This window comes from Arthrobacter sp. Cza30 (assembly GCF_059090765.1).
The window spans coordinates 714556-727129 of record NZ_JBNHGA010000003.1 but is presented as its reverse complement, the minus strand read 5'-3'; the positions used below and the strand labels follow the sequence as shown (position 1 = coordinate 727129).

Sequence of the window (12574 nt, the reverse complement as noted above, 5' to 3'; positions counted from 1 at the left end):
GGGCCTCAGACCTTCGCATCCTGTCGGGGGATGAACACCTGCTTGATGATGAGCAGGACCGACGCCGTGACCGGGATGGCGACGAGAGCCCCGAGCAGCCCCAGCAGCGTCCCGCCCACCAGCGCGCCGATCACGACGAGGGCGCCCGGCACAGCGATCGTGCGGTTCATCACGCGCGGAGTGAGCAGGTATGCCTCGAGCTGCATATAGACGAGGTAGATCGCGGCGAAGAGCAGCGCCGGCAGCCACCCGGTGAAGAGCGCGAGCACCGTTGCCACGACCCAGTACAGCACCGAGCCGACCAGCGGGATGAGGGTGATGCCGAAGGCCGCGACCGCCATCAGCGCCGGGAAGGGGAGTCCCAGGAACAGGTGCAGGAAGAACGCCACGAGGGCGTTGCAGAACGCCAGCACCACCATGCCCATGAGGTAGCCGCCGATCGAGTCGGCGATGCGCTCGGTGAGCTCGGCCGCCTTCGCACGGTTGCGGGCGGGCGCCAGCCGGTTGAACGCGACCTTCATCGTGGGAAGCGACGCGAGGAAGTACAGGCTCAGCACCAGCACGATGATGAGCCCCGAGATCGTGGTGGCCACAGTGACGCCGAATCGCAGCACACCGCCGCCGATGGCGGCGAGATTCGCCGGATTCGTCAGGAACGTCTCGATCTCCTGCAGGACGCCGCCGACCTGGGGCCCGAACGTGTTCTGCAGCCAGAGGTACACATCCGTGTGCTGGAACTCGTCGATCGTCGTGGGGAGATCGGTGAAGAACTGGCCGATCTGCGACACCAGCGCGGGGATCACGAGGAGCAGCACGCCGACCAGCACGACGGCGAAGCCCGCGTAGACGATGACGATGGCCCAGGGGCGCGCGATCCGGTGCCGCTCGAGCCAGCGCACCACCGGGTCGAGGCCGAGCGCGGCGAAGAGTGCGAAGCCGATGTAGATCAGCACCGTCGAGAGGTTCCAGAACGCCAGCCCCAGCACGATGGCGACCAGGCCGCCGAGCGTGGCGAGCAGCCCGACGGTGAACGGCTGATTGATGTTCGCCCAGAACGTGCGCGATGCCGGCGCCTCACCCGAGCGGGCGGCGACCGCGTCGGGCACCGGCGCGCCGCCGTCGCGATCGGCGAGGGACGGCCCGTCCGTGTGTTCGCTGGTGCCGACGGAGGACGAGGCGTCGGTCATGGGGACACTCTAGGGCCCGGTATCGTCGAGGAGCGAGGGAGGACGCCATGACCGAAGACCCGATGACGACGCTCCGGCGCCTGCGCAGCAGCATCGACAACATCGACGCCGCCCTGGTGTACCTGCTCGCCGAGCGTTTCAAGGCCACCAAGCAGGTCGGGTTCCTCAAGGCCGAGCACGGGATGCCGGCGTCCGACCCCGCTCGCGAGGAGCAGCAGGTCGCGCGTCTGCGCAGCCTCGCCGAGCAGGCCGACCTCGATCCGGCGTTCGCCGAGAAGTGGTTCAACTTCGTCGTCGCCGAGGTCATCCGCCACCACACCGAAGCGGCCGACAGCCGCTGACGCACGCCGCCCGCGCCGCCGGATGCACGAATGCCCCGGCCCGCGCACGCGCGAGCCGAGGCATCCGACCTCCGAGCCGAAGCCCGAGTGCCCGGAGGGTCTACGGCACCGCGCGCCGCAGAGTCAGGTACGAGATCCCGGCGAGCACCGCTGCCAGCAGCAGCCCCCACAGGGCCAGACCGAGGGCGCCCTGGGTCGCGAACCACGCGAACACGTCCACCCAGGCGTTCATCTGTCCCACCAGGAACAGCGCCAGCACCAGGAGCGCTGCGATGCCGACGAGCACCGTCGTCAGCGCCACAGAGCCGAAGCGCTTGTAGATCGTGGCCGACCAGAATCCGGAGACGAAGAACAGCATCGTGACCGTGAAGAAGAACAGCGCCGCCGCGAGCGGACCGGCCTCCCAGATCCACGGCAGGTAGAAGAAGTACCCGTTCATGCCCCAGCCGCCGGTGACGTCCTCGATCAGGCCGCCGATCACGAACACGAGTGAGAGCGCCAGGCCCGTCAGGGCCGCGGCCAGCAGGGTGCCGAGGTAGAACTCGCGTCGCGTGACGCTCATGGCCTGCGAGAAGGGGAACGTGAGCGTGAGGGCCTGCACTCCGACCACGCCGAAGTACCACAGCGGCGCCTGCGCGCCACCGCCGTACTTGGGCGTGCCGATGCCGGCGTTGCTGAGGATCGCGTAGATCGCGAGGGTGACCAGCAGGGATCCTCCGAGCACCATGAGCGGCACCCAGATGTAGGTCTGCCGGTTGATCAGCTGCAGACGGACGACGTTGACGGTGCGGTTCATCGCAGTGCTCCTTCGTCGAGTTCGGCGGTGGCGCCGGATCGGGATGCCGCGGCGTCGGCGCCGGCGGCGTGCTGGGTCAGGCGCACGATCAGCTGCTGCAGCGACACGGGCGCCATGTCCAGCCCCGCCTGGCTCAGCCGCTCGCGGTCGGCCGGGGTGAGGGCGCCCAGCACCGTGACCGACGAGACGTGGCCCAGGCTCTCGCGGTGGATGACCTCTCGGCCGGTGACGAAGGCGTCGACCGCGGCGGTCTCGCCGACGATCGTGGCCGCGCGATCGCGCACGGCATCCGTCGACTCGTCCATGATGATGCGGCCGCGGTCGATCACCAGCACCCGCTCGATGAGGTTGGAGACCTCGTCGATCAGATGGCTCGAGAGGATCACCGTGCGCGGGTGCTCGGAGTAGTCCTCGATCAGCCGGTCGTAGAAGATCTGGCGTGCCACGGCGTCCAGGCCCAGGTACGGCTCGTCGAAGAACGTGATCTCGGCTCGTGAGGCGAGACCGATGATCACGCCGACGGCCGAGAGCTGGCCCCGCGAGAGCTTCTTGATGCGGCGCTTGACGGGCAGCTGGAAGTCATCGATCAGCCGCTCGGCGAGCTGCTGGTCCCAGTTCGGGAAGAACAGCCTGGCCGCCTCGAACGCGTGCCGGGGCTGCGCGTCATCGGGGTACTTCTGGCTCTCGCGGACGAAGCACATGCGCGAGAGCACCTTGGCGTTCTCGTACGGATCCATGCCGAACACCTTCACCTCGCCGCTGGTGGCGAAGTTCTGCGCGGTGAGGATCGACATCACCGTGGTTTTGCCGGCGCCGTTGCGCCCGAGCAGGCCGTAGATGGTGTCCTTCTCGATGGTGAAGCTCACGTCGTCCACCGCGAGGGTCTCGCGGTAGCGCTTGGTGAGATGGTTCACCTCGACGACGTGCGTCATGGTGGGTCCTTCCGGTCAGTCGGCGTGCGCGGCGGCACGGTCGTGGATGAGCAGGGCGAGATCGTCGGGGCCGAGGCCGAGCTTGCGGGCTTCGGCCAGAAGCGGATCGAGGTAGCGGTCGGCGAAGGCCGCGCGCCGCTCGTTCAGCAGCAGCTCCCGCGCTCCGGGGGCGACGAACATGCCGATGCCCCGGCGCTTGTACAGCACGCCCTTGTCAGCGAGCATCGCGATTCCCTTCGCGGCAGTGGCGGGGTTGATGCGGTGGAACGCCGCGAGCTCGTTCGTCGACGGCGCCTGCGCTTCTTCGGCAAGCGAGCCATCGATGATCGAGTCCTCCACACTCTCGGCGATCTGGAGGAACAGCGCGCGACCTTCTTCGATCACATCCACCTCGACTTGGTTGGTTACTTACTTGACTAACTAACCATGGAACACGAACCGGCGTGCTGTCAAGTCCCTCGGTTCGCCGCGCGCACGCGCGACTACCCCAAGGGCGCGGGACTCGTCCAATTTGCGACGCCGGCGCGGCGATGGAATGTTGGATGAGGCCCTTTGCGGGCCCTCCCGACCAGTCCGCGGTCGCCGGTGACACCCGTCAGACCGGTGAGCGTATGGTCGGCGGCCTTTGCGCGGACCCGACGTCCGCCGCCGGCGCCGCTCCGATGAGCAGTGCGCGTGTGGCCGCCCACCCGGGCGTGACCGATGCAGCCCACTGCACCGGGCTGCCGAGGTGCACAGTGCAGAATCCGCCTGCCCTCGAGGCGAAGAACCTGTTCAAGGTGTTCGGAAAGAACCCGGGCGCCGTCGTCAAGCGGCTGAAGGGCGGCCAGAGCCGCGCGGATGTCGCCGATGCCGGTACGGCCGCCGTGATCGATGCGAGCTTCACCGTCCAGCCCGGTGAGATCTTCGTGATCATGGGGCTGTCAGGCTCCGGCAAGTCGACCGTGCTGCGGATGCTCAACGGGCTGCTGCCTCCCACGGCCGGCGACGTGCTGGTACAGGGCCAGAGCATCGGAAAGGCCTCGCCGAAGGCGCTGCGAGGCATCCGTCAGCGATCCATCTCGATGGTGTTCCAGCACTTCGCGCTGCTGCCGCACCTCACGGTGCTCGACAACGCCGCATATGCGCTCGAGATCCAGGGCGTCGGCCGTGAAGAGCGGCGCGAGCGTGCGCGCGAGATCCTCGGCAAGGTCGGCCTCGGCGACCGTGCCGACGCCATGCCCGACGAGCTGTCGGGCGGCATGCGCCAGCGCGTCGGGCTCGCCCGGGCGCTGACGGCGGGCACCGACATCCTGCTGATGGACGAGGCGTTCTCCGCCCTCGACCCGCTCATCCGGCGCGAGATGCAGGAGCAGCTGGTCGAGCTGCAGCGCGAGCTCGGCCGCACCATCGTCTTCATCACGCACGATCTGAACGAGGCGATGTTCCTCGGCGACCGGATCGCCGTCATGCGCGACGGCCGCATCGTGCAGCAGGGCACACCCGAGGAGATCCTCACCGACCCCGCCAACGACTACGTCGCGCAGTTCGTGCAGGACGTCGACCGGGCGCGGGTGCTGACCGCCGGGTCGGTGATGGCCCCGCCGGTCGCCACGACGCCGGTCAGCGCCGGGGTGCGCGGCGCCCTGCGGGTCATGCGCGACCTGCAGGTGGGCTCGGTCTCGGTCACCGAGAACCGGCGCTTCCTCGGCACCGTTTCGGACCGCGCGGTGATCCGCGCTGTGAAGGACGGCCACACCGATCTGCGCTCGCTGGTCCGCGCCGGCCGGCCCGCCGTTCATGTCGATGACCCGCTCACGGACGTGGTCGAGCGCGCGGTCGAGAGTCCCGTGCCCGTCGCCGTGATCGATGACGCCGGGCGTCTGGTCGGCACGATCCCGCGAGTGACGCTGCTCGCCGCCCTGGGCGACGTGCCGGCGATCACCCGCGAGAACCCGGTGATCGACGTACCTGCTTCGGTTCCCACCAGCGAGATCGTCCAGACCCTCGCCGCGGTCGACGCGCCGACGCGCGGTGCCGCGACCGGAGCCGGCGCGCCGGCTCCGACCGGTCGGGCCGCACCGCCGATGCGGCTGGGCCCCACCGACGATCGAGCTGCGAAGGAAGGAGCCAGCCGATGAACGACGCCCTCCGTCTCCCGCTCGGCGACGTCGTCGAGACCGCCGTCCGCTGGGTGATCGACGTGCTCGGCGGGTTCTTCGACGTCGTCGCCTTCGTGTTCCGCGGCCTCTACGACTGGCTCGACGCGTCGCTGTCCGCTCCGCCGTTCTGGGCGGTGGTCCTCGTCATCGCGGCGTACGCGTACTGGTCGAAGGGCCTCGTGCTCGCGGTCGGCAGCGCGCTGGGGCTCACGGTGATCGTCGCGGTCGGTCAGTGGGACAACGCGATGGATTCGCTCGCGCTGGTGATCCTCGCGGCCGTGGTCGCCATCGGGATCGCCGTGCCGCTGGGGATTTGGGCCGCCCGCAGCGACCGCGTGTCGGCGGTGCTGCGCCCGGCGCTGGACTTCCTGCAGACGATGCCCGCGTTCGTCTACCTGATCCCTGCGATGCTGATCTTCGGTGTGGGTCCCGTGCCCGGCATGGTCGCCACCATCGCGTTCGCGCTCGCACCCGGTGTGCGGCTCACCGAGCTCGGCATCCGGGGCGTCGACGCCGAGGTCGTCGAGGCGGGGCACGCGTTCGGAGCGTCCCCCAGCCGCATCCTGCGTCAGATCCAGCTGCCGTTGGCGCTGCCGAGCATCATGGCGGGCGTCAACCAGGTCATCATGCTGAGCCTGTCGATGGTCGTCATCGCCGGCATGGTCGGCGCTGGAGGACTCGGCGGAGAGGTGGTGCGGAGCCTCAGCCGCATCGACATCGGTCTCGGCGTCGAAGCGGGACTGTCCGTCGTGATCCTCGCGATGATCCTCGACCGCGTGACGGCGGGCTTCTCGGCGCCGCGGCAGCGCACGCGCCGCACCGGCGCTCGCGTCACGGCGTCGCCCGCCGCGGCGGCACCCGGTACCCCGACGGCGACCGAGGACCCGGCATCCGTCCCCGCAGCCGATCCCGGCTCCGTCGCCCCCGCCGACGAGCGTCAGCCCGTATCGGCCTGACCACGGAAGGAACGAACATGTCGAAGCGACGCTTCTTCGCCGCCGGTCTCGCCCTCGCCGGCACCGCCGCACTGCTCGTCAACGGCGCCCTCGCGCAGACCGGCGGCGGCGGCTCCGACAAGGGCCGCATCACCGTGGCGGTGTTCAACGGCTGGGACGAGGGCATCGCGGCGTCCGAGGTGTGGAAGGCCGTGCTCGAGAAGGAGGGGTACGAGGTCGAGCTCGCCTACGCCGACCCCGCCGCCGCGTACACCGGCATCGCCAAGGGCGACTACGACCTGACGCTGGACATGTGGCTGCCGCTCACCCACGCCGACTACATGGAGACCTACGGCGACGACCTCGTGGACCTCGGCGCATGGAACGACGAGGCCAAGCTGACCATCGCGGTCAACGAGGACGCCCCCGTCGACTCCCTCACCGAGCTCGCCGCGAACGCCGACCTCTTCGGCAACCGCCTCGTCGGCATCGAGTCGGGCTCGGGTCACGTGTCGGTGACCCAGAACGCCGTGATCCCCGGCTACGGCCTGGAGGGGATGGACTTCGTCACGTCGTCCACGCCGGCGATGCTGACCGAGCTGCAGGCGGCGACGGATGCCGGCGAGAACGTCGCGGTCACCCTCTGGCGCCCGCACTGGGCCTACAACGCCTTCCCGATCAAGGACCTCGAAGACCCGGACGGACTGCTCGGCGAGGCCGAGGGCATCCACACGGTCGCCTCGACGACGTTCGAGGAGGAGTTCCCCGAGGTCTTCGCGTGGCTCTCGGACTTCCGCATGGACAACGAGACGCTGTACTCGCTCGAGGACGCCATGTTCGGCCAGTACGACGGCGACGACTACGGGCCCGTGGTGGCCGAGTGGATCGCCGCGAACCAGGACTGGGTCGACGGCCTCACGCCGTGACCCGTGTCGTCCCGGGCGTCAGGTCCGCGGCTTCGGCTGCGTCGCGCCCGGGGCGCCTCCGCCCGATGAACGATTCGGCACCGGCCACGGCGCGGGCTCGGGCGCGGCGTCGCCCCGCGATGGCGAAGGGGCGGTTCCTGCGGCCGGCGGCGTGAGCCCGACGGGTGCCGCAGGCCTCGTGTTCTCGTCGCCGGCGGCAGGTTGGGCGCCGCCTGCACCGGATGCCTCGGCGGGCGCGATCTCGAGCATGACCTTCTTCTCGAGCACTTCGATCGCCTCGTCCGAGACCGCGATGAGCCCGTCGAGCTCCTCGCGCACCCGGCGGTAGGCCAGCTGGCGCTCCGCGGGGGTCGCGGCCTCGTCGACGGCGACGGTCAGCAGCTGCTTGGCGGTGTCGAGGCGCTTGCGCTCGCCCTCCGTGAAGCCCGAGTCCTTGAGCCGGCGGGCATCGCGCTCGGCGACCTCGAACGCCACCTCGAAGTCCACTACGGCGTTGCGGTACTCGGCGAGCTGCTCCTTCGTCAGCTTCGCGGTCGACGATGCCGGCCGCAGCCCGTCGGCGATGCGCTTGGCGCGCAGGAACGCCGCCGTCAGCGGCTGCCGGCCGTCGCTCATCGCCGGATAGGCGATCATCTTCGCGACATCCAGCTCGTACTCCAGCCACCGCGTCGTGACGGCGTCGTGGGTCGCGAGCAGCCGCTCCAGCTGGGTGGCCTGCGTCTCGCGTCCCTCGGTCGCGGCCGATGTCGCGGTCGGCGCGGTCATGGGCGGAAGGGATGCCGCCGGCACGACCTTCCCACGCGCGGCCGCCTGGGCGGCCTTGAGCTCCGCCTTCGCGTGCAGCATCTCGAGGCGTCGCTTGTGGCGTCGGCGCGCGCCGCGCTCCCACGCGCTTCCGGCCGCGCCGAGCACCCCCATCAGGGGGAACGCCAGCCACCAGTAGCCGCCGATGAACTCGAGAACCGGCCCCACCCTGTCATGCTAGCCGCCGCGGCCCGAGGCCTCACCGGCCCGTCCGAACCGGCGATCGACGACGCGGTAGCGGGCGCTTGCGGATTCGACCGTTCGGCATCAGGAGATGGCCGGAATCGAGGATGCCTCGTGGCTCGCCTGTCCTCAGAACGGCCGTCCTCGGAATCGCACCGCGGCCCACGTCCGGCGATCGAGCGGCGCGCCTACTGGTCGTCCGGCGACCGGAGCGGGCGCCAGCTGGGCACCGGCCAGACGCCGGGGCGAGGGAGCGCCGCCCGCACGCCTGCGCGTCGCTCGGCCTCCTCGAACGCCGCCTCGAGCGCCCGCACCGCGGCGCGGTACTGCGCGAACTGCTCCGGCGTGATCCGGTCCCGGGCCGAAGCCGGACGCAGGCGCTGCGCCTCGCGCTGCGCCTCGAAGAACGCGAGGGTGGCCGGATGCCGGGCGTCACTGAGCTGCGGGTAGGCCAGCGCCTTCGCGGCATCCGTCTCGTACGACAGCCAGCGCGCATTCACGGCGTCGTGCTGCGCGTAGAGCTTCTCGATCGGGAGCGGATCGGTTCCGGATGCCGCGTGATAGTGCGCGAGCGACGCCCGCACTCGTGAACGGCTGGCGCGGAGTGCGAGCAGTGCGGCCCGTTCGGCGGCCTTCGCCGACTGCAGCGCCCGCTTCGCTTCGAAGGTGGCGGCTCCGACGTAGCCGGAGTGCGCACGTGCGGCGAGCACGTCCGCCTGCGCGGTGCGCACGTCGGCGCGCGCTTCGACGAGCGCCCGATGCGCGCGGGCCACCTCGTGGCGGGCGGCATCCAGCTCGAGCCGGCGAGCTCTGCGCGACTTCGCCGTCAGCCCGCTGTACGTCGCCGCTCCGGCGCCCGCGGCTGCCGGGGCGATCCACCACCAGCTCTCGATGAAGAGGAGGATCGGCTCCACCCAGCCATGCTAACCGCGCGGAGCCGGCGCGTCCCCCGCGGGTCCCGAGCCGAGGGGCTCGGGATCAGTGGCCGATCCCCATGGAGCCGCCGTGTCGCCGGCGGTCCGTGGCCTCGTCGACGGGGCGGTCAGGGCCCCCGCCGGGCTCCCCGGGACGCGCGTGCCGGCTGTCGTAGCTCTCGCGCGGGGGCGAGAGGACGTTCCTGATCCGCGTCCACAGTGACGGCCTGGATGTCATGGCTCCTCCTGGGCCGAGCCTAGCCCGCGCGGCGTCAGCCGAACAGCAGGGCGAAGACCGTCGCCCCGCCGCCGACGAGGATGAGCGCGACGATCGTCACCCACGCGACGACCTTCACGCGCCGCTGGCGTGTGTCTGCAAAACCCGTGTAGTCGTCGTCGTCGGCCGCCATGCGCACCAGTCTAGGCCGCCCCTCCTTCCGCGAGACAGCAGTGGGGCGCCGAGACAGCGCCTTCGCTCGCGCAGTCTCGGCGCCCCGATGCAGTCTCGCGAGAAGGGACCGTCAGTACGCGGCGGGCTCCGACACGGTCGGCCCGAACGCTGCAGGGAGCGTCGAGGTCGACAGGTCGCGCAGCTCCGCCAGGGGCACGGTGAACAGCCCCTGCACCTCGAGCGCCGGCTCGTCGCCCTCGCTGGCGGCGTCCGTCACGCCGATGCGCAGCACGGGGTAGCCCCGTCCCTCGCACAGGCCCCGGAACTTCACGTCGTCCTCGCGCGGCACCGAGACCAGCACGCGGCCCGTGGACTCCGAGAACAGCGCGGTGGCGGCATCCACCCCGTCGCGCTCGATGATCTCGTCGAGCCAGACGCGGGCGCCGACGCCGAACCGCATCACGGCCTCGGCGAGGGCCTGCGCCAGGCCGCCGGCCGACAGGTCGTGCGCCGACGACACGAGCGACTGCTGCGACGCGGCGTGCAGCAGGTCGGCCAGGCGCTTCTCCGCGGCAAGGTCCACCGCCGGGGGGCGGCCGCCGAGGTGCCCGTGGATCGTGCCCGCCCACTGCGAGCCGTCGAGCTCGGCGGCGGTGACGCCGAGGAGGTAGATGTTCTCGCCCGCGTCCTGCCACCCCGACGGGATGCGGCGGGCCACGTCGTCGATGATCCCGAGGACGCCGACCACGGGCGTCGGGAAGATCGGCTGGTCACCCGTCTGGTTGTAGAACGACACGTTGCCGCCCGTAACCGGAACGCCCAGCTCGAGGCATCCGTCCGAGAGGCCTTCAACCGCCTGCGAGAACTGCCACATCACCTCGGGGTTCTCGGGCGAGCCGAAGTTGAGGCAGTCGGTGACGGCCGTCGGCACGGCGCCCGAGACGGCGACGTTGCGGTACGCCTCGGCGAGCGCGAGCTTGGCGCCCTGGTACGGGTCGAGCTGGCAGTAGCGGCCGTTGCAGTCGGTGGCGATGGCGAAGCCGAGACCGGACTGCTCGTCGACGCGGATCATGCCGGCGTCGTCGGGGAACGCCAGCGCGGTGTTGCCCATGACGTAGTAGTCGTACTGGTTCGTGATCCACGACGTGTCGGCGAGGTTGGGGCTCGCGACCAGCTGCGCGAACTGCTGCCGCAGCGTCTCGGCGTCGTTCGCCCGCGGAAGAGCGGATGCCGAGTCCTCGCGCAGTGCGTCGATCCAGGTCGGGTACGCGACGGGGCGCTCGTAGACCGGCCCGTCGACGGCGACGGTGGAGGGGTCGACGTCGACGATCTGCTCGCCGTGCCAGAAGATCTGCAGGCGGCCGTCGCCGGTGACCTCGCCGAGCACACTGGTCTCGACATCCCACTTCTGGGTCACCGCGAGGAACGCGTCGAGCTTCTCGGGCGCGACGATCGCCATCATGCGCTCCTGGCTCTCGCTCATGAGGATCTCCTCGGGCGTGAGCGAGGGGTCGCGCAGCAGCACCTTCTCGAGGTCCACGCGCATGCCCGAGCCGCCGTTGGCGGCGAGCTCGGAGGTCGCGCACGAGATGCCGGCGGCGCCCAGGTCCTGGATCGCCTCGACGAGCTCGCCGCGGTACAGCTCGAGGCAGCACTCGATGAGCACCTTCTCGGCGAAGGGGTCGCCGACCTGCACCGCCGGGCGCTTGGTCGGGCCGGTGGAGTCGAACGAGTCGGAGGCGAGGATGGATGCCCCGCCGATGCCGTCGCCGCCCGTGCGGGCGCCGAAGAGCACGACCTTGTTGCCCGCGCCGGAGGCGTTGGCGAGCTTGAGGTCTTCGTGGCGCAGGACGCCGACCGCGAGGGCGTTGACGAGCGGGTTGCCCTGATAGACCGCGTCGAACACGGTCTCGCCGCCGATGTTCGGCAGACCCAGACAGTTGCCGTAGAACGAGATGCCGCTGACCACGCCGTGCACCACACGCGCGGTGTCGGGGTTGTCGATGGCGCCGAAGCGCAGCTGGTCCATGACCGCCACCGGGCGAGCGCCCATCGAAATGATGTCGCGCACGATGCCGCCGACGCCGGTCGCGGCGCCCTGGAACGGCTCGATGTAGCTGGGGTGGTTGTGCGACTCGACCTTGAAGGTGACGGCCCAGCCCTCGCCGATGTCGACGACGCCGGCGTTCTGGCCCATGCCGACCATGAGCCGTTCCTTCATCTCGTCCGAGACCTTCTGCCCGAACTGGCGGAGGTAGATCTTCGAGGACTTGTACGAGCAGTGCTCGCTCCACATCACCGAGTACATGGCCAGCTCACCGCTGGTCGGGCGGCGGCCGAGGATCTCGCGGATGCGGTCGTACTCGTCCGGCTTGAGCCCGAGCGCCGCGTACGGCTGCTCCTTCTCGGGGGTGGCGGCGGCGTTCTCGACGGTGTCCGCGACGGAGCGCGCCGATGCGGTGGTCTCTGAGGGGGTGGTCACGCGGCTCAGCTCCAGAATTCGGGGGATGCCGGACCGCTCCAGTCTAGTTCGGCCGCGGCATCCCCCGGTTTCGACAGAAGATCGTCCCGGAAGGGTTGACGGATGCCGCGACCGGGTCTAACGTACAACCAAATGGTTGTACGAACGGAACTCACTGATGACGAGATCGACCGCGTGTTCCACGCTCTCGCGACGGCGACGCGACGGGACATCCTGCGGCGCACGATCGAAGGCGAGCACTCGGTCTCTGCGCTCGCTCGCGACTACGACATGTCGTTCGCGGCGGTGCAGAAGCACGTGGCCGTGCTCGAGGAGGCCGGTCTCATCGTCAAGCGAGCCGAGGGGCGCGAGCGGCTCGTCCGCGCCGATCCGACGATGATCGCCCGCGCCCGTGCCCTTCTCGCGCGCTACGAGGAACTGTGGCGCTCGCGCATCGACCGCCTCGATGCGCTGCTGGCCGAGCCCCGCGCAGGTGGGGGCTCAGCGGCCGAACCCATCAACCCGCCAGATCCACCGAACAACACGACGCAAGGAGAATGACG

General features: G+C 70.3%; 14 protein-coding genes. 5 read left to right on the top strand and 9 right to left on the bottom strand.

The window, feature by feature from the left end; genetic code table 11:
- Positions 1 to 5: 5 nt before the first annotated feature.
- Positions 6 to 1187 carry an AI-2E family transporter gene (locus AC5RVZ_RS12850; protein ID WP_494066147.1) on the bottom strand — a complete coding sequence of 394 codons (1182 nt, stop codon included), beginning with the start codon at positions 1185 to 1187 and terminating at the stop codon, positions 6 to 8.
- A 47-nt stretch (positions 1188 to 1234) separates the two neighbouring features.
- On the opposite strand from AC5RVZ_RS12850, the gene AC5RVZ_RS12845 reads away from it, so the two are divergent.
- Positions 1235 to 1528 (top strand): chorismate mutase, encoded by a 294-nt coding sequence (locus tag AC5RVZ_RS12845; protein WP_494066146.1) that lies wholly within the window; start codon positions 1235 to 1237, stop codon positions 1526 to 1528.
- A 100-nt stretch (positions 1529 to 1628) separates the two neighbouring features.
- Here the strand turns inward: AC5RVZ_RS12845 and AC5RVZ_RS12840 are convergent, their stop codons facing one another.
- Genes AC5RVZ_RS12840 through AC5RVZ_RS12830 form a run of 3 tightly spaced genes read right to left on the bottom strand, consistent with a single transcriptional unit; the run spans position 1629 to position 3640 of the window.
- Positions 1629 to 2324: a hypothetical protein gene (locus tag AC5RVZ_RS12840; protein ID WP_494066145.1), complete on the bottom strand. Its 696-nt coding sequence runs from the start codon at positions 2322 to 2324 to the stop codon at positions 1629 to 1631.
- Positions 2321 to 3256, bottom strand: a complete 936-nt coding sequence (locus AC5RVZ_RS12835; protein ID WP_494066144.1) for an ABC transporter ATP-binding protein — start codon at positions 3254 to 3256, stop codon at positions 2321 to 2323. Before AC5RVZ_RS12835 ends, AC5RVZ_RS12840 begins: the two co-directional genes overlap by 4 nt.
- Before the next feature lie 15 nt (positions 3257 to 3271).
- A complete protein-coding gene (locus AC5RVZ_RS12830) occupies positions 3272 to 3640 on the bottom strand; it encodes a GntR family transcriptional regulator (RefSeq protein WP_494066281.1) in 369 nt (122 codons plus the stop codon).
- Positions 3641 to 3993: 353 nt separating this feature from the next.
- Between AC5RVZ_RS12830 and AC5RVZ_RS12825 the strand changes: the two genes are divergently transcribed.
- The 3 genes from AC5RVZ_RS12825 to AC5RVZ_RS12815 are packed head-to-tail and all read left to right on the top strand — an operon-like array spanning position 3994 to position 7258.
- Positions 3994 to 5376: a quaternary amine ABC transporter ATP-binding protein gene (locus AC5RVZ_RS12825; protein WP_494066143.1), complete on the top strand. Its 1383-nt coding sequence runs from the start codon at positions 3994 to 3996 to the stop codon at positions 5374 to 5376.
- The gene (locus AC5RVZ_RS12820) at positions 5373 to 6353 is read left to right on the top strand and encodes an ABC transporter permease (protein ID WP_494066142.1); all 981 of its coding nucleotides are present in this window, start codon (positions 5373 to 5375) and stop codon (positions 6351 to 6353) included. The genes AC5RVZ_RS12825 and AC5RVZ_RS12820 overlap by 4 nt, the downstream gene beginning before the upstream one ends.
- 17 nt (positions 6354 to 6370) lie before the next feature.
- Positions 6371 to 7258, top strand: a complete 888-nt coding sequence (locus AC5RVZ_RS12815; RefSeq protein ID WP_494066141.1) for a glycine betaine ABC transporter substrate-binding protein — start codon at positions 6371 to 6373, stop codon at positions 7256 to 7258.
- An 18-nt stretch (positions 7259 to 7276) separates the two neighbouring features.
- On the opposite strand, the gene AC5RVZ_RS12810 is transcribed toward AC5RVZ_RS12815, so the two are convergent.
- From AC5RVZ_RS12810 to purL, 5 genes are all read right to left on the bottom strand, one after another.
- Entirely contained in the window at positions 7277 to 8230 is a 954-nt protein-coding gene (locus AC5RVZ_RS12810; RefSeq protein ID WP_494066140.1) for a hypothetical protein, read from the bottom strand.
- 203 nt (positions 8231 to 8433) lie between these two features.
- Positions 8434 to 9159 carry a hypothetical protein gene (locus AC5RVZ_RS12805; RefSeq protein ID WP_494066139.1) on the bottom strand — a complete coding sequence of 242 codons (726 nt, stop codon included), beginning with the start codon at positions 9157 to 9159 and terminating at the stop codon, positions 8434 to 8436.
- Positions 9160 to 9223: 64 nt separating this feature from the next.
- On the bottom strand, positions 9224 to 9397 hold the full coding sequence (locus AC5RVZ_RS12800; protein WP_494066138.1) for a hypothetical protein: 174 nt from the start codon (positions 9395 to 9397) through the stop codon (positions 9224 to 9226).
- A 34-nt stretch (positions 9398 to 9431) separates the two neighbouring features.
- Positions 9432 to 9569, bottom strand: a complete 138-nt coding sequence (locus AC5RVZ_RS12795; RefSeq protein ID WP_494066137.1) for a hypothetical protein — start codon at positions 9567 to 9569, stop codon at positions 9432 to 9434.
- A gap of 111 nt (positions 9570 to 9680) precedes the next feature.
- Entirely contained in the window at positions 9681 to 12032 is a 2352-nt protein-coding gene (gene purL / locus AC5RVZ_RS12790; RefSeq protein ID WP_494066136.1) for a phosphoribosylformylglycinamidine synthase subunit PurL, read from the bottom strand.
- A 132-nt stretch (positions 12033 to 12164) separates the two neighbouring features.
- On the opposite strand from purL, the gene AC5RVZ_RS12785 reads away from it, so the two are divergent.
- A complete protein-coding gene (locus tag AC5RVZ_RS12785) occupies positions 12165 to 12572 on the top strand; it encodes an ArsR/SmtB family transcription factor (protein ID WP_494066135.1) in 408 nt (135 codons plus the stop codon).
- Positions 12573 to 12574 lie beyond the last annotated feature (2 nt).